Source organism: Mesorhizobium sp. CNPSo 4684 (genome assembly GCF_057784315.1).
The window spans coordinates 1-16,370 of record NZ_JBWLUX010000003.1 but is presented as its reverse complement, the minus strand read 5'-3'; the positions used below and the strand labels follow the sequence as shown (position 1 = coordinate 16,370).

Below are 16,370 nucleotides of genomic sequence, written 5' to 3'. Positions count from 1 at the left end.
TGCAAAAAGCGCCCGCAAGGGCGCTTTTTAGTTGGAGTGACGAAGCTTGATGTGGCGAAGAACGACATCCGCCGCGATATCGCCGGAGGGCTTGTCAGTGGCCATGCGCCTGGCAACCTCGGCAAAACCGTCCTTTTGCCACTTGCGATAGGCAGTGTCTGAAAACAGAGCCTCGAGCTGCCGCGCCAGATAGCGCGGCCGCACGTATTGGTTGTAATGCTCCGGCACAATCGCCTGGTCGGCGATCAGATTGGGCAAGGCGGCGCTCCACACCGTGACCAGCCCCTGGACCATGCGCATCACCGGATCGAGCCGGTAGCATGAGATCATCGGCACACCAGACAGCGCCAGTTCGAGCGATACCGTTCCCGAGGCGATCAGCGCCGCATCGGCCTTGCCGAAGGCCTGCCATTTGCGCTCGGCATCGAGGATGATCTCGGGCTTCTCATCCCAGCGCGCGACCGACGTTTTGACCAGGTCGGCGACGTGCGGCACCGTGGGCAACAGCAGGCGCAGGCGGTGTCCGCGCGCGCGCAGCGCCGAGACCGTCTGGCCGAATGGATCGATAAGCCGGCTTACCTCGCCGCGCCGCGATCCGGGCAGCACAAGCAGTGTCTTGACGCGGTCCCCTGAGAGATCGCGCGGCTGGCCTTGCGCCCTTGCCGCGCTGAGCACACCCGGATCATGCGTGAGGCGGTGTCCGACATAGGTGCCGGGCGGGCCGCCGAGCCGGCTGAGCTCCTTCACCTCGAAAGGCAGGATGCACAGTATGTGGTCGACATAGGGCTTCATCGCCACCGCCCTGCCGGGCCGCCATGCCCAGACACTCGGGCAGACATAATGGACGATCGGGATGGAAGGATCGGCAGCGCGGACCTTTTTGGCCACGCGCAAAGAAAAGTCAGGGCTGTCGATGGTGATCAGACAGTCGGGTTTCTCAGCAGCGACCGCATTAGCCGTCTGGCCGATGCGCCGCATCAGGCGCGGCAGGTCGCGTAGAATGGCGCTGAGCCCCATCAGCGCGATCTCGGCCCCGTCGAACAGCGGCACCAGCCCGAGCGCCTGCAGATGCCGCCCGCCAATGCCGACCAGCCTGACATCGCGCCCGGTCATGCGTTTCAGCGACTGCACGATGTCGGCGCCCAACAGGTCACCGGACTCTTCGCCGGCAACGATGGCGATTTTCAGCGGCTTCTCAGTTGCCATGGCCAGCCTCCACGGCCGGCAGGCCATACACAAACAGCCCAAGCGCATTGGCGCGCGCGAGAACGACGGGGCCTTCGAGGATCAGCGAACGGCCGGCCTCGACGGCAATGCCGGCAAGCCCAGCGGCGTGTGCTGCCTCGACCGTCTGCGGGCCAATGGACGGCAGATCGGCGCGCAGTTCCTGGCCGGGCTTTGCACATTTGACCAAGACACCGCGCGTCTTGCCGGCGAGCCTGCCATGGCCGCGCAGCTGCTGCGTCCGCTCGAGCAGTCCGTGAGTGCCCTCGACGCCTTCCAGGGCAATAGTGCGGCCACCGATGGCGATGGCCGCCTGACCAATGTCGAGCGCGCCGATGGCCTTTGCCGCCGCATGCGCCGCTTCGATATCGCGCCAGTCAGACTTTCGCGGCACTGCCTTGGTCAGCGGGCCTTCGGTAGCGACAAGTTTCGGCACGACCTCATGCGCGCCGACAACCTTGACGCCGCGGGATTCCAGGCCGCGGGTCAATATCTTCAACAGGCCGTCATCGCCGCGCGCAAGCGCCATGGCGACCGAGGGTATCAGCGCCACCAGCCCAAGGGTCGGGCGCATGTCGACGAGCCGCGGCCTGCGCCTGATCTCGCCGGCAAGCACAAGATGGGTGATCCGTCGTCGCCTCAGCAACGCAACCAGCGAGCCGATGTCTTCCAGGGCGAGGCTTTCATGCTCATAGATGGTGAGCTCGGACTGACGGTCGGCCTGACCGTCAACCAGGATGATGACAGGCAGATGTCCGGCCTCTGCCAGGCCGGCGGCAACTTCGACCGGCAGGCTGCCGCCGCCGGCAATGATGCCGACCCTGGCGTCCGGCGCGAGATCGAGGCCCGTTGAGCTGGCCTCAGTCTTCGTCATCGGCATCGTCGCCGGCGCCACCTTTAAGCGACGGGACGGCATAGTGCCGCTTGCCGCGACTGGTGATGAAATCGATGATTTTCATTGCGGTCGGCGACGAGGCGAACTCGGCCTTGGCGAATTCGATGTTTTCACCCACGGTGCGGGAGCGGTCGAAGATCGTCTTGTAAGTCTTGCGCAGCACCTGGATTTCGGCGCGCGCCAGGCCGGAGCGCTTCAGGCCGATGATGTTGAGGCCGCGCAGGCTGGCGCGGTTGCCGACGGCAATGGCGTAGGGGATGACATCGCCGACAATCGCCGAGCAGCCGCCGAGAAAGGCGTTGTCGCCGATACGCACAAACTGATGAACGGCCGTCAGGCCGCCGATATAGACATTGTTGCCGACCTCGCAATGGCCGCCCAGCGTGGCCCCGTTGGCGAAGGTAGCGTTGTTGCCGACGACGCAGTCATGGGCTATGTGGGCATAGGCAAGGAAATTGCCATTGTCGCCGACGGTCGTCTCGCCACGGCTGGAATCGGTGCCGAGATGCATGGTCACGCCTTCGCGGATCGTGCAGTTCTGGCCGATAACCAATGTGGTGCGGCCACCCTTGTGCTTGGTGTTTTGTGGCGGCCCGCCCAGTGTCGCCATTGGATAGACCTTGGTCCCGGCGCCGATGGTGGTCGCACCCAGCACCGAGACATGGCTGACCAGTTCGACCCGGTCACCGATCACCGCGTCAGCGCCGACAAAGCAGAAAGGTCCGATAGAGGCGCCTTCGCCGATTTGGGCACCGGCCTCGATAACGGCCGAGGGATGGATTGAAGTCTGTATTTTCATAAGCATTTCGAACCGTCAGCCGGTAACCATCATTGCCGAGATCTCGGCTTCGGCGGCCTTTGCGCCTTCCACCATGGCCTCGCAGGCGAATTTGAGCAGGTTGCCGCGCATCTTGATTTTCTTGACGTGGATCTTCAACTGGTCGCCCGGAACGACCGGTTTGCGGAATTTCGCGTTGTCGATGGTCAGGAAATAGACCAGTGACGGCTTTTCCGTGTTGAGACTGCGAATGCAGATCGCGCCGGCCGTCTGTGCCATGGCCTCGACGATCAGCACACCCGGCATCACCGGCTGGTCCGGGAAATGGCCCTGGAAATGCGGCTCATTGATGGTCACGTTCTTGATGCCGATAGCCGAGTCGTTGCCATCGATCTCGACAATTCGATCGATCATCAGGAAGGGATAGCGATGCGGCAAAAGCTTCATCAACCCCAATATATCGACCGCCTCGAGCGTCGCCGGCACCATCTCAGCTACTTCCCCCCTCGCCCTGCTTGCGCGTCCTGGCGAGCTTGCGCAGCATGGCGATCTCGCGCATGGCTTCCGCCATCGGCTGCGCCGGATAGCCTCCCCAGATCTCGCCCGCCGGCACGTTGCTCATGAACCCGCTTCTCGCCGCAAGCTTGGCCCCCGATCCTATGGTCAAATGATCGGCAAGGCCAACGCCGCCACCCATGGTGACACCATCGCCGACGACGACGGAGCCGGAGATACCCGAAAGCCCTGCTATAATGCAATTGCGGCCGATGCGAACGTTATGGGCGATCTGCACCAGATTGTCGATCTTGGTGCCCTGGCCGATGATTGTATCCGACATGGCGCCGCGATCGACTGTCGTGTTCGAGCCGATTTCAACATCGTCCTGGATGATGACGCGGCCGATCTGCGGCACACGCTCGGGCCCTTTGGCACCGCCGACGAAGCCGAACCCGTCCTGGCCGATGCGGGCGCCACCATGGATGATGACGCGGTTGCCGATCAGCGCATACTGGACGCTGACGCCTGGACCAATATAGCCATCGCGGCCGATCTGGCAGGAAGGGCCGATAACGGCGTGGGGCGCAATGACCGTTCCGCTGCCGACGGAAGCGCGTGGGCCGATCACCGCTCCGGCTTCGATGATGGCACCGGCCTCAATGTGCGCGGAGGCATCGACATGGGCCTGCGGGGAGACCCCGGTTTCGCTGGTCATCGGCCCAGGTGTGGCCGCCATCGGGAACAGGAGCCGACCGACCATGGCGAAAGCCTGTTGCGGTCGAGGATGGACCAGAACCGCGATACCGGCCGGCGCCTTGGTGGCGAATTCGGCCGGACACAGCACGGCCGCCGCCTTCAGCGACTGCATCAGCGCGAAATTGCGCTTGCCGTCGACGAAGACGAGCGCAGCCTCCCCGCCTTCACTGGCTGGCGCCAAGGCGTCGATCGATATGTGGGCAAGGTCGGAATCGACAAGCGCCGCGCCGGTCAGATTCGCGACTTCGCCGGCCGTATACCGGCGTGATGGCGCGAAGAACACCGGATCGGTCATTCCAGAAGCAATATCCAGCTAGGTCGGATCAGTTTCTTCCGGACCCCAACGGCCCGGAAGCATCGTTACCCGAACGTCAGAAGCGGCTCGACATGCCGAAGTTGAATTCCTGCACGTCGTCGGTCGACTCTTTCTTGACCGGGATCGCATAGTCGATGCGGATCGGGCCGAAAGGCGACGACCACAACAAGCCGACACCAACCGAGGCGCGCAGCTTCATGTCAGTTGAGGTTTGGGTAACACCAGTGGTGTCAATCTTGCTGCCATACAGTGTGGCGGCATCCGCAAACACTGCGCCACGCAGGCCGAAGCTTTCCGGAATGACCGGTACCGGGAACTGGGCTTCCGCCGACGCATTGAAATAGGTGGTACCGCCGAGATGGTCACCCGTATTGATGTCCGCAGGGCCAATGCCACCATACTCGAAACCGCGGATCATACGGTCGCTGCTCTGGAACTGATCGAAGATACGCAAGCCGTTGTCGCCGTAGCCCGCTATATGGCCGGCGCCGCCTGAAATCAGGCCGACCAGGTCCAGCTGTTCGGACAAGGTCTGGTAGACAGTGCCTCGACCGGTAACCTTGACGAACTTGGCATCACCACCAAGGCCGGCCACTTCCACGGTCGTCGTGGCGTAGATGCCTTCATGCGGGCTCTTCATGTCGTCGATGGTGTTGTAGACCAGCCCAAGGCTGACCGACGACTTGATCCAAGGGCTTTCGTCAATTCCCTCGACGATCGCCGGAGATATGTTGCAGTCGGCATCCGGAATCCCGTCGCCAGGTGCGTTGCCCGGGACAGCAGGATTGTTATCGCAACCGTCGTCGAGCTTGTACTTCTCCTGGGCGATATTGTACGCCAGCTGCGTTGAGATGTTGTCGGTGATCGGCAGGCCGAAGCGGACCGTCGCACCGAGCGTCTCGGCGTCATAGTGGTCGTAGTTGCGCGTCTGCTGGAAGATATCGAAGCCAGCTGCGATACGGCGTCCGAGGAAATACGGCTCGGTGAAGGAGAGGCTGTAGTCGCGCGAATTCTTGCCGCCGCCGGCCGAGACCTTGATGTACTGGCCGCGACCGAGGAAGTTGCGCTCCGCGATTGAACCTTCGACGGACGGACCTGCAGTCTCGCCACCGGTCGAATAGCCGGCGCCGACCGAGAACTCGCCGGTCGACTTCTCGACCACGTCGACCACGAGAACGACCTGGTCAGGCTCGGAACCGGGAACAGTCGAAATGTCGACTTTTTCAAAATAATCCAACGCTTCCAGCCGCTTCTTCGCGCGCTGGATGAGGACTTGATTGAAGGCGTCGCCTTCGCTGACGTCGAATTCGCGGCGAATGACATAGTCGCGCGTGCGATCGTTGCCGCGGATCTCGATGCGCTCGATATAGGCCTTGGTGCCCTGGTCGATCGTATAGACGACCGAAATGGTGTGGTTCTCGAAGTTGCGATCGCCGCGCGGCGTGACCTGGGCGAAGGCATAGCCCGAACCCGCGACTTTCTCGGTCAGCGCGATGATCGTGTCCTCGACATCCTTGGCGTTGTAGACGTCGCCCTTGTGGGTCTGAACCACCGATTCCAGCGACTTCGAATCGACTTCCGGAATGGTGCTCTCGACGCTGACATCGCCGAACGTGTAGCGATCGCCTTCCTGCACGGTGATGGTAACGGTGTACTGGTTGGTGGTGTCGTCGAGCTCACCGACAGCGGAAACCACCTGGAAGTCAGCATAGCCGTGATTGTAGTAGAAGCGACGCAGCGTCTCCTGGTCGGCGCGCAGCTTGTCCTCGTCATAGACGTCATCACGCAGCACAAACGACAGGAAGCTTGAGCGCTTGGTGGCGATGACGTCGGACAGGCGGCGGCTCGAATAAGCGCTGTTGCCGACGAAATTGACCGCAGCGATCTTGGTGCGGCCGCCTTCGTTGATGTTGAAGACCACGTTCACGCGGTTGTCGCCGAGATCCATGATCTGCGTGGTCACAGCGGCATCGTCACGACCGATGCGCCTGTAGGCAGCCTTCACCGCCTCGACGTCGGAATCCAGCGTTGCCTGCGAGAAGGTGCTGCGCGGCTTCAATTGCACCGCAATTGCCAGCGCGTTGTCCTTGAGCTTCTTGTTGCCCTGGAACAGGACCTGGTTGACCACCTGATATTCAGACACCTTGACGACCAGCGCCGAGCCGACCTGGTTGATCTGGACGTCCGAGAACAGCCCGGTGCCGAACAGCGCCTTGACCGCATCGTCGATATCGGCGCTGGAAAACGCCTTGCCGGGCTTGATCGAGATGTAATTGCGGATGGTGTCGGCGTCGACACGCTGGTTGCCGCTGACCTCGACTCTCGAAACAACGGCTGCTTGCGCCGCAGATGTGGCAACGAACTGCACGGCGAGCGCGCCTGGCACAACCAGAGCGGCGGACATAGCCACCGCGGACGCGGCGCTCAAAAACTTGGATGCTGCCTTCATCGGGCTTTTGTACCTTTTCTCGAAGTCCCCACGGCGAGAAAACCGGACGTGCGGTAATTTCCCCTACCGTATTAACCGGATTTTCCCTACACGCAAGGCTTCTGGTTAATTTGTAATTACTTAACCCTGATGCGTGGCTTTCGCGTCACGCATACCCCCGTGCATGGTAAACGGCGTCTCAACATTGCCGGTGCCGAAGCCGAATTTCTTCATGATTTCAGCACCCAAACAGATCGTTCCAGAAAACGAAGCCCATAAATCCCAGCACCAGAAAGAGGCCGGCCCGGTACCCCATTTCCATCATCCGCTCCGATACCGGACGTCGGAAAACGGCTTCGATGGCGTAGAACAGGAGATGGCCGCCGTCGAGGGGCGGAATCGGCAAAAGGTTCAGAATTCCGATCCCGACTGACAGCAATGCAACAAGTTGCACCAGCCATTCGAAGCCGAGTTTGGCCGCCTGGCCCGACATCTTGGCGATCTTGATCGGACCGCCCAGCTGGCATTTGTCCTCGCGGCCGACAACGAAACGTTGCAGGAAGTGGCCAGTGCCCTGAATGGCCTGCCCCGTCTGCTCTACCGCCGCTCCGAGCGCACCAATCGGACTGTAGGTGATCACTCTCGGCTGGCCGAGCTCCTTGTTGTTGACGACGCCGATGACGGCCACCCTGGTTTTGTTGCCCAGCGCGTCCTGCTGTTCCATCAACTCCGGCGTCGCGGTGACGGTGATCTCCTTGCCATCGCGCAGCATGGTGAAGGTAAGCGAGTCGCCGGCGCGGCCCTGCACAAGGCGCTGGACGTCGGCGAAGGTCTCAACCTTGCTGCCATTGACGGCGACGAATCGATCGCCGGGCAAAATGCCGGCCTTTTCCGCCGGGCTACCGGCGGTGACTTGAGCCACCATCGGCTCCAGCACCGGGCGGCCATAGAGAGAAAACATCACGGTGAAGACGGCGATGGTCAAAAGGAAGTTGAACAGCGGCCCGGCAACCACCGTGGCCGCGCGCTTCCAGATCGGCCGTGTGTGGAAGGCAACTTCGCGTTCGGCATCGGTCAGCTTCTCCAGCTCTTCCGTGCCGGGCTGGCTCGATGTGACGCTCATGTCGCCGACGAATTTGACATAGCCGCCAAGCGGTATGGCGCAAAGCTTCCAGCGCGTTCCGTGGCTGTCGTTGAAGCCGAAAAGCTCGGGGCCGAAGCCGATCGAGAAGGCTTTTACGCCGATGCCGCACCAGCGGCCGACGAGGTAGTGGCCCATTTCGTGAACGAAGACGACGACGGTCAGCACGAACAGAAACGGCACCAGCGTGCCGAGGACAAAGCCTTGCGTGCTGAAAAACGCGTGAAGTATCTCGTTCAAGTCGTGCCCTCAAATTCACCCACGGCGAAAAGGTGACGCCGCGACTGTGACATCAATCCAGGCGAATCCGTGGCACGCGCCAATTCTTCGCCGTCAAATGCCGCTCAAGCCGGAAAAAGCCCCTGCGCCGGATGATCGGCGCCCGCCGAAATCCAACCGATGACGTATAGGGCAAAAGCCGCCGCGACAAGCCCATCCACCCTGTCCATGACGCCGCCGTGCCCTGGTATCAACGCGCTGGAATCCTTGCGGCCGTGCCGGCGCTTGACCCAGGATTCGAAGAGGTCGCCAGCCTGGGCGACAATAGACAACACCAACGCGACCAAAGCGAGGACGCCAAGATTGCCGGCTCCGGCGGCGGCGGCCAGAAGCACGCCGGCGACCACGCCGCCGACAGCACCGCCAAGCGCGCCGCTCTGCGTCTTGCCGGGTGAAATCGATGGCGCAAGCTTAGGCCCGCCGACGGCGCGGCCGACGAAATACGCAAAGATGTCGGTCGCCCAGACCACGGCGAACAAAAACAGGATCGCGACCAGGCCGGAACGGTCGCCGTCGCGCAATAGCGCCAGCGACAGGCCGGACAGCGCTGCGTAGGCAAGGCCGGCGGCATCCCATTGCGCGGCTCCGCGCATGCGTGCGCCGACCGCCGCAACGACAACCATGGCCAGGACAAGAGACAGCAGCCACGACGCCGGCACGCCGGCGATCAGGGCGCCGACGAAAACCAGAAGCAACGCCTCTGGAACGAATCCGAGGGCCGCACCGGCCGCAGGGCGCGACATGCGCGCCCATTCATAGAAGATAACCGCCGCCATGCCGGCGCAAAGCAAGCGGAACCACAGCCCGCCCAACCAGGTCAGGCCAAGTGCTATTGCAGCCAGCACCAGCGCCGAGACGATGCGAAGCTGAAGATTGTTCATCCCGCCGCCGGTCACGAGGCGGCGACATCTTGGGCGGCGAGCCCGCCGAAGCGGCGCTCGCGGCCGGCGAAGTCGCGCAGTGCGTCGGCCAGGTGTTCGCGGCTGAAATCGGGCCAATAGCACGGCAGGAAGACCAGTTCGCTGTAGGCTGCCTGCCACAAAAGGAAGTTCGACAGCCGAAGCTCGCCGCTGGTGCGGATGACCAGCTCCGGGTCGGGAATGCCCGCGGTATCGAGGGCGCCGGCAAACGATTCCGCCGTGATCGCCTCGCTGTCGATCTCGCCGCGCGCCACGGCGGCTGCGAGCTTGCGCGCCGTGCGCACGATCTCGTCGCGCCCGCCATAGTTGAAGGCGATGATAAGCGTCAGCGCTTCATTGCGGGCGGTCAGCGATTCGGCCTCTTCGAGCAGGCCTCTGATGTCCGGCTGCAGCCCTGCCCTGTCGCCGATGATCCTGACGCGCACGCCGCTCTGGTGCAGTTCGGCCAGATCGCGGCGGATGAACAGCTTCAGAAGCCCCATCAGGTCGCTGACTTCGGATTTTGGACGCGACCAGTTCTCCGACGAAAAGGCGTAGACAGTCAGGAAGGAAATGCCCAGACCGGGCGCAGCGCGCACCGTCTTGCGCAGCGCCTCGACGCCGGCGCGATGGCCAGCAAGCCGCGGCAAGCCGCGCGCCTTGGCCCAGCGTCCGTTTCCATCCATGATGATCGCGACATGCGCGGGCGTTGCCATGGTCTCGCTTTCGGGCCGGTGTGGGCCGACCCTAAACCTGCATGATTTCAGCTTCCTTATCGGAAAGCAGGTGATCGATCGTACTGATCGTTTCGTCGGTCAGCTTCTGGACCTGATCGGAGCGCTTGCGATGATCGTCCTCGCTGATATCGCCGTCCTTTTCCGCCTTCTTCAAGAAGTCCATGCCGTCGCGGCGGACATGGCGCGCCGCAACGCGGGCGTTCTCGGCGTAGCCGTGCGAAATCTTGACCAGTTCCTTGCGGCGCTGCTCGTTGAGCTCGGGCAGCGGAATCCTGAGATTGGTGCCATCGACGATCGGATTGAAGCCGAGATTGGATTCTCTGATAGCGCGGTCGACGGCGCCGACCATCGACTTATCCCAGACTGAGACCGAAATCATGCGCGGCTCCGGCACCGACACGTTCGCCACCTGGTTGATCGGCATGGTGGTGCCATAGGCCTGGACCTGGATGGCGTCGAGCAGATTGCTGGAGGCGCGGCCGGTGCGCAGCGAAGCCAGGTCGTGCTTGAAGGCTGCGATCGCGCCATCCATGCGCCGCTTGAGGTCGTCGAACTCACCACTCATCTTAGTCTCCTCGACCCGTTTGACCCGGGTTCACTGCTTAGGGCCCGAATAGCCCGCTTTCGAAAAACTGATCCCCTTTTCGGGAGAGTATACTCCGGATCACTCGTCGGCGACGATCGTGCAACGGCCGCCGCCCCTCAGAATATCGCCGAAACCACCTTTTTCGTGGATCGAATAGACGATTATCGGGATGTTGTTTTCGCGCGCAAGTGCAATTGCGGCGGTATCCATGATCGAAAGGCCCTTGTTGATGACCTCGGCGTGGCTGATGCGCTCGAAGCGGGTCGCATTCGGATCCTTCTTGGGATCGGCGGAATAAACACCGTCGACCTGGGTGCCCTTGAACAGAGCGTCGGCGCCGATCTCGGCGGCGCGCAAGGCTGCGGCCGAATCGGTGGTGAAAAACGGATTGCCGGTACCGCCGGCGAAAATGACGACCTTGCCCTGGTTCATATAGGCGGTGGCCTGGCGCTGGGAAAAACTCTCGCACAGTTCGGGCATGGCGATCGCCGACAGCACGACGGCATCGACGCCGATCTTGTTCAGCGAGGTGCGCAGCGCCAGCGAGTTGATGACCGTGGCAAGCATGCCCATATGGTCGCCGGTAACGCGGTCGCCACCCTTGGACGCCACCGCCACGCCGCGAAAGATATTGCCGCCACCGATGACGACGCCGACCTCGATGCCGAGCGCGCGGGCTTCGGCGATGTCGGCCGCGATGCGGTCGACGACCGAGACATCGATGCCGAAATGCTGCTCGCCCATCAACGCTTCGCCCGACGCTTTCAGCAAGACACGTCGATAGAGGGGCTTTGCCGTCATCTGGACCTCGTCATTATTGCGTGTGGCGCGCCTGGGCAGGCCGCCCTCGCGCGGGCGCCGCCGCTGGCGCGATGCGAGTTCCGATACACGAAGGGCGCCGCGATGTCACGCGGCGCCCCTCGCCCAATTCGCGTCCCCGTCGCGGCCTGTCAGTTGCTGGTGATGCTGACGGCGGCGCCTTCGACAACCAACGGCGGCGCATAGCCAGACGGCTTATCGCCGGTCACGGCGCCGCCGGTAACCCGGGCCTGAATCTCGGAACCGAAAAAGGAATAGGGGAATGGCGGCGGCGTCCTGCTGACCGTATCCAGTCGTGCGCGCAACTCGGCTGGGATCTCAAAATCCAGCGCCGCCAGATTGTCCTGCAACTGCCCCAGTTTGGTGGCGCCAAGGATCACGGTGGCAATGCCCGGTTGCGTTGCCGCCCAGTTGACAGCGACCTGGGGCATGCTGCGCCCGAGCTCGGCGGCGACCTTTTCGAGTTCCGCCACGATCGCCCAGTTTCGGTCGGTGAATTTCTGGAACCCCGGATGGGTGGTGTTGCGAAAGCCGTCGAGCCGGCCGGCATTGCCATCCTGCGTCGGTCGATATTTGCCGCTGAGCAGGCCGCTGGCCAGCGGGCTCCACACCATGATGCCGGCGCCATGGCGAGTGCCGAAGGGCACGAATTCATGCTCGATCGAACGCTCGGCCAGCGAATATTCGAGCTGCAGGGCCGACACCGGCTCGTAGCCGCGCCATTCGGCGATCGTTTGCGCGCGGGCAGCATACCAGGCCGGCACGTCGGACAGGCCGACATGGCGAATTTTGCCTGCACGCACGAGATCGTCCATCGTGCGCATGACCTCTTCGGCTGGCGTCAGGCCGTCCCAGACATGCATGAGATAAAGGTCGATATAGTCGGTGCCTAACCGCTTCAGCGAAGCATCGACGGCGCGCAAAATGTTCTTGCGCCCATTGCCGCCGGCGTTCGGGTTGCCGGGTTCCGCGTTGAAGGTGAATTTTGTGGCGATCACTGCCTTGTCGCGCAAGCCGCGCTCGGCGATGAATTCGCCGAGCCAGGTTTCGGCGGTGCCCCCGGTATAAAGGTCGGCGGTGTCGAAGAAATTGCCGCCGGCCTCGACATAGGCGTCGACCATGGCGCGCGCCGTTTCCCTGTCCGCCCCCCAGCCCCATTCGGTGCCGAAGGTCATGGTGCCCAGCGCCAGCCGGCTGACGCGCAGGCCGCTGTTGCCGAGCGTGTAATAGGTCATGGTCATGATATTTCTTCCGATGCTGATCTGAATGATGCCGACTTACTGGCCGGGGGTTGCCTTGACCCAGGGATTGCCGCGCTCATGCGTGGCGCGGAAAATGAAGCCGTCGACTTTCCAGCCGGCGCCGGAGCGGACCAGATGATGCTCGTAGGTGCCCCAGACTTCCCATAGCGGGTCGCCATTGCCTTCCATCCGATTCCAGGCATAGCCGTTCGAAGAGACGGTTGCCGCATCCGCCTCTAAAACCACCTGGTGGTTGGTGCGCAGATGCAGGCTGGTCTTGCTGCCGCGGAGGTTGCCGGCCCAGGTGCCGATCAGATCGTCGGAGGGGATGTTGGCCGCGGGCTGCCCCGACAGGCTGCTGAAGTCGACGGTGACGCGGTCGGCGAAATAGGAACGGGCAAGCTTCCAGTCCTGCGCATCGACGGCACGGTCAATGGCGTCGGCGATGCGGATGACGGCGCGTTCGTCGGCGAGCGCGCGCCAGCCGGACGGCTCGGTGCCGCCGGCATCGGCCGGCGCCAAAGCAAGGCCTGCGGCGAAGGTCATGTGTTTCAGGGCGTTCATGCTTCTTCTCCTTGGTGTATCGGCCACTGCCACCTGTTGGCGACAATGTGGGCCGCGCAGCCGGCACCGTGAAGATTGAATTGTTTGCAAGGACTATGCGATATCATTCATGAATGGACCGCGAGCTGCTCACTCATCTGCCTGTCATCGTCGCCGTCGCCCGACGTGGCGGCTTTGCGCTTGCCGCAGCCGAACTCGGCATGTCCCCATCCGCGGTCAGTCATGCGGTGCGCCTTGTCGAGGAGCGCATCGGTCAGCCGTTGTTTGCACGCACGACGCGCAGCGTTTCATTGACGGAAGCCGGCAAGGCGTTGGTGGAGACGGCGGCCCCTGCCCTTCAGGACATTGCCGAACGGATGGACCGCATCCGCGCCATCAAGGGCCGACCCTCGGGTCTGCTCAGGCTCAACGTCCCCAACATCGCTATTCCGCTTGCCGTCACGCCTGTGGTCGCTGCGATGGCGGAGCGCTATCCGGATGTGACTGTCGAATTGCTCACCGACCAGGGACTCATCGACATTGTCGGCGAAGGTTTCGATGCAGGCATCCGGCTGGGCGAGATGATCGCGCAAGACATGGTGACGGTCCGGCTGACGCCACCATTCAGGGCCGTCATCGTTGCCTCTCCCGCCTATGTCGGCCGGCATGGCCGCCCGCGCAGCGTGGCCGATCTCGCCAATCACAATTGCATCGGCTACCGGCTCGTCCGGTCCGGCGCGCTCTACCGCTGGGACCTGACCGAGGACGGCAAGGATGTGTTGGTTGAGACGAAGGGCAATGTCATCGTTACGGATTCGCTCGCCGCGATCGACCTTGCGCTTGCCGGCGTCGGGCTGACCTATGTGTTCGAGCCGCTGGTGCGCGCGGAATTGGCCGCCGGCCGCCTCGTGCAGATCCTGCCGCAAACGGCGATCGAAGAGCCCGGCCTCTTCCTTTACTTCCCGCGCCGGGCGTCGATGGCGCCGAAGCTCAGGGCCTTCATCGATACCGCGCAAGAAATCGGCCGAGCATCCTTGCGGACACCCGGCCGAGTTGCCTGAGCTGAGAAGCCCCTTTTCAGGGGCTATTTCCAAGGATTATTTCTTCACCGCAGCCGCGACTTCCGCCGCGAAATCGGTCTCTTCCTTTTCGATGCCTTCGCCCAACGCAAAGCGCAGATAGGCGGAGATCTTGGCCGGAGCGCCGATTTCCTTCTCGGCATCCTTGAGCGCCTTCTCGACAGTGATGTCGGGATTGAGCACGAAGGCCTGCTTCAAGAGCACGACTTCCTCGTAGAACTTGCGCAGGCGGCCCTCGACCATCTTTTCGATAATCGCTTCCGGCTTGCCGGACTGGCGTGCCTGGTCGGAGAAGATCGCCTTTTCGCGTTCCACCGCGGCCGGATCGATCTGCTCAGCCGTCAGCGCCATTGGGTTGGTGGCGGCGACATGCATGGCGACCTGACGGCCAAAGGCGTTGGCGGCATGTTCATTGCCCGTGGTTTCGATCGCAACCAGCACGCCGAGCTTGCCGAGGCCGTCGGCGACCGCGTTGTGGACATAGGTCGCGACAGCGCCATGCGGAACGGTCAGCTTGGCCGAGCGGCGGAAGCCCATGTTCTCGCCGATTGTACCGACAGCGTCCTTGATGGTGTCAGCAACCGACTTGTCCGAACCCGGGTACTTCGCGGCAGCCACGGCTTCGGTCGTGCCATAGGCGAGTGCAACCTTGGCGACATTGGCGACGATTTCCTGGAAAGCAGCGTTGCGGGCGACGAAGTCGGTTTCGGAATTGACTTCGACGACAGCAGCCTCGCGCACACCATTGTCGACACCGATCAGGCCCTCTGCCGCAGTACGGCCGGCCTTCTTGTCGGCCTTGGAGATGCCCTTCTTGCGCAGCCAGTCGACGGCCTCTTCCATGTTGCCGTTGGTCTCGGTCAACGCCGCCTTGCAGTCCATCATGCCCGCGCCCGTCAAGTCGCGGAGTTCTTTGACCTGTGCAGCCGAAATGCTCATTGTCGCCTCTTTGTTTTAAATGCACCGACGCACCACCGGTACTCGGTGATGCGTCCGTTTAGCCTGCCAAAATATTAGAAAGATGAAGGCCTGGACCGGCCTCCGCTATCAGGCTTCCGGGGTCTCGGCCGCCGGGGTCGGATCCAGCGCCGGTTCGACCGGAGCTTCGACCGAGGCACCGATGTCGACGCCGAGCGCGCCCTGCTGGCGAGCGATGCCGTCGATGGCAGCCTTGGCGATCAGGTCGCAATAGAGCTGGATGGCGCGCGCCGCGTCGTCATTGCCGGGGATCGGGAAGTCGATCTTGTCCGGATCGCAGTTCGAATCGATGATGGCCACGACCGGGATGCCGAGGCGCTTGGCCTCGAGGATGGCGATCGCTTCCTTGTTGGTGTCGATGACGAACATCAGGTCGGGCGTCGAGCCCATGTCCTTGATGCCGCCCAGCGCCTTGTCGAGCTTCTCGCGCTCGCGGTCGAGGTTGAGGCGCTCCTTCTTGGTCAGGCCCTGGGCTTCGCCGGCCAGCATCTCGTCGAGCTTGCGCAGGCGCTGGATCGAATTCGAGATCGTCTTCCAGTTGGTCAGCATGCCGCCGAGCCAACGCGAGTTGACGTAGTACTGAGCCGAACGCTGCGCCGCGTCGGCGACGATGTCCGAAGCCTGGCGCTTGGTGCCGACGAACAGCACGCGGCCGCCCTTGGCGACGGTGTCGGAAACCTGCTTCAGCGCCTGGTGCAGCAAAGGCACCGTCTGCGAGAGGTCGATGATGTGGATGTTGTTGCGGGCGCCGTAGATGTAGGGCGCCATCTTCGGGTTCCAGCGGTGGGTCTGGTGGCCGAAGTGAATGCCAGCTTCCAAAAGCTGGCGCATGCTGAAATCAGGCAGTGCCATTCTTAGTTCCTTTCCGGTTAGCCTCCACGGACACAGGCATTTTTGGACTTTGTCCTCGAACGCCACCGGAGGTTTCAGCCGGATTTCTCCCGGGCAGACACCAAAGTCCGTGTGTGGAATGAGCGCGCATATAGAGGGGAAGTGCTACAAACGCAAGCGGTGAGGCGCTTTATGTCGTAAGCACACGAGTTGTCCGGATTAGGTAGCACGCGAGTTGTCCGGTTTTATCGCCAGCGAATGGAGGCTGGGGATGAAGCGGGCAGCATGGCTACAGGACCGGAGAATGCAGAAGTTTCGGGATGTTTTGAGCCGCTGGAATGG

Annotated in this window: 16 protein-coding genes; 1 reads left to right on the top strand and 15 read right to left on the bottom strand. The window is 62.6% G+C overall.

All coding sequences use genetic code 11. The annotated features are described in order from the left end of the window. Positions 1-27: 27 nt before the first annotated feature. The 13 genes from lpxB to AC04SG_RS03035 form a co-directional block, all read right to left on the bottom strand. Positions 28-1,206 carry a lipid-A-disaccharide synthase gene (gene lpxB / locus AC04SG_RS03095; protein ID WP_488549887.1) on the bottom strand — a complete coding sequence of 393 codons (1,179 nt, stop codon included), beginning with the start codon at positions 1,204-1,206 and terminating at the stop codon, positions 28-30. Continuing rightward, positions 1,196-2,098, bottom strand: coding sequence for an LpxI family protein (locus AC04SG_RS03090; RefSeq protein WP_488549886.1), 903 nt, complete (start codon positions 2,096-2,098; stop codon positions 1,196-1,198). Before AC04SG_RS03090 ends, lpxB begins: the two co-directional genes overlap by 11 nt. Further along, positions 2,085-2,918, bottom strand: coding sequence for an acyl-ACP--UDP-N-acetylglucosamine O-acyltransferase (lpxA, locus tag AC04SG_RS03085; RefSeq protein WP_488549885.1), 834 nt, complete (start codon positions 2,916-2,918; stop codon positions 2,085-2,087). Before lpxA ends, AC04SG_RS03090 begins: the two co-directional genes overlap by 14 nt. A gap of 15 nt (positions 2,919-2,933) precedes the next feature. Next, complete coding sequence (gene fabZ / locus AC04SG_RS03080; protein ID WP_142865736.1) at positions 2,934-3,386, bottom strand: 3-hydroxyacyl-ACP dehydratase FabZ; 453 nt, start codon at positions 3,384-3,386, stop codon at positions 2,934-2,936. A 1-nt stretch (position 3,387) separates the two neighbouring features. Next, positions 3,388-4,446, bottom strand: a complete 1,059-nt coding sequence (gene lpxD, locus AC04SG_RS03075; protein WP_488549884.1) for a UDP-3-O-(3-hydroxymyristoyl)glucosamine N-acyltransferase — start codon at positions 4,444-4,446, stop codon at positions 3,388-3,390. Between the two features lie 76 nt (positions 4,447-4,522). Next, a complete protein-coding gene (gene bamA / locus AC04SG_RS03070) occupies positions 4,523-6,916 on the bottom strand; it encodes an outer membrane protein assembly factor BamA (protein ID WP_488549883.1) in 2,394 nt (797 codons plus the stop codon). Between the two features lie 217 nt (positions 6,917-7,133). Then, complete coding sequence (gene rseP, locus AC04SG_RS03065) at positions 7,134-8,276, bottom strand: RIP metalloprotease RseP (RefSeq protein ID WP_488549882.1); 1,143 nt, start codon at positions 8,274-8,276, stop codon at positions 7,134-7,136. Between the two features lie 104 nt (positions 8,277-8,380). Then, the gene (locus tag AC04SG_RS03060) at positions 8,381-9,196 is read right to left on the bottom strand and encodes a phosphatidate cytidylyltransferase (protein ID WP_477232605.1); all 816 of its coding nucleotides are present in this window, start codon (positions 9,194-9,196) and stop codon (positions 8,381-8,383) included. Positions 9,197-9,207: 11 nt separating this feature from the next. Then, on the bottom strand, positions 9,208-9,981 hold the full coding sequence (locus AC04SG_RS03055; RefSeq protein WP_352561640.1) for an isoprenyl transferase: 774 nt from the start codon (positions 9,979-9,981) through the stop codon (positions 9,208-9,210). Further along, positions 9,962-10,516 carry a ribosome recycling factor gene (gene frr / locus AC04SG_RS03050; protein ID WP_192253868.1) on the bottom strand — a complete coding sequence of 185 codons (555 nt, stop codon included), beginning with the start codon at positions 10,514-10,516 and terminating at the stop codon, positions 9,962-9,964. The genes AC04SG_RS03055 and frr overlap by 20 nt, the downstream gene beginning before the upstream one ends. Before the next feature lie 99 nt (positions 10,517-10,615). Further along, the gene (gene pyrH / locus AC04SG_RS03045) at positions 10,616-11,338 is read right to left on the bottom strand and encodes a UMP kinase (RefSeq protein ID WP_023671026.1); all 723 of its coding nucleotides are present in this window, start codon (positions 11,336-11,338) and stop codon (positions 10,616-10,618) included. 149 nt (positions 11,339-11,487) lie between these two features. Further along, a complete protein-coding gene (locus tag AC04SG_RS03040) occupies positions 11,488-12,597 on the bottom strand; it encodes an aldo/keto reductase (RefSeq protein WP_488549881.1) in 1,110 nt (369 codons plus the stop codon). A 36-nt stretch (positions 12,598-12,633) separates the two neighbouring features. Next, positions 12,634-13,161: a nuclear transport factor 2 family protein gene (locus AC04SG_RS03035; protein WP_488549880.1), complete on the bottom strand. Its 528-nt coding sequence runs from the start codon at positions 13,159-13,161 to the stop codon at positions 12,634-12,636. A gap of 113 nt (positions 13,162-13,274) precedes the next feature. On the opposite strand from AC04SG_RS03035, the gene AC04SG_RS03030 reads away from it, so the two are divergent. Beyond that, positions 13,275-14,201, top strand: a complete 927-nt coding sequence (locus tag AC04SG_RS03030; RefSeq protein ID WP_488549879.1) for a LysR family transcriptional regulator — start codon at positions 13,275-13,277, stop codon at positions 14,199-14,201. Positions 14,202-14,237: 36 nt separating this feature from the next. On the opposite strand, the gene tsf is transcribed toward AC04SG_RS03030, so the two are convergent. Then, a complete protein-coding gene (gene tsf, locus AC04SG_RS03025) occupies positions 14,238-15,158 on the bottom strand; it encodes a translation elongation factor Ts (RefSeq protein WP_181057059.1) in 921 nt (306 codons plus the stop codon). A gap of 108 nt (positions 15,159-15,266) precedes the next feature. After that, the gene (gene rpsB / locus AC04SG_RS03020; RefSeq protein WP_142865747.1) at positions 15,267-16,049 is read right to left on the bottom strand and encodes a 30S ribosomal protein S2; all 783 of its coding nucleotides are present in this window, start codon (positions 16,047-16,049) and stop codon (positions 15,267-15,269) included. Positions 16,050-16,370: the final 321 nt, after the last annotated feature.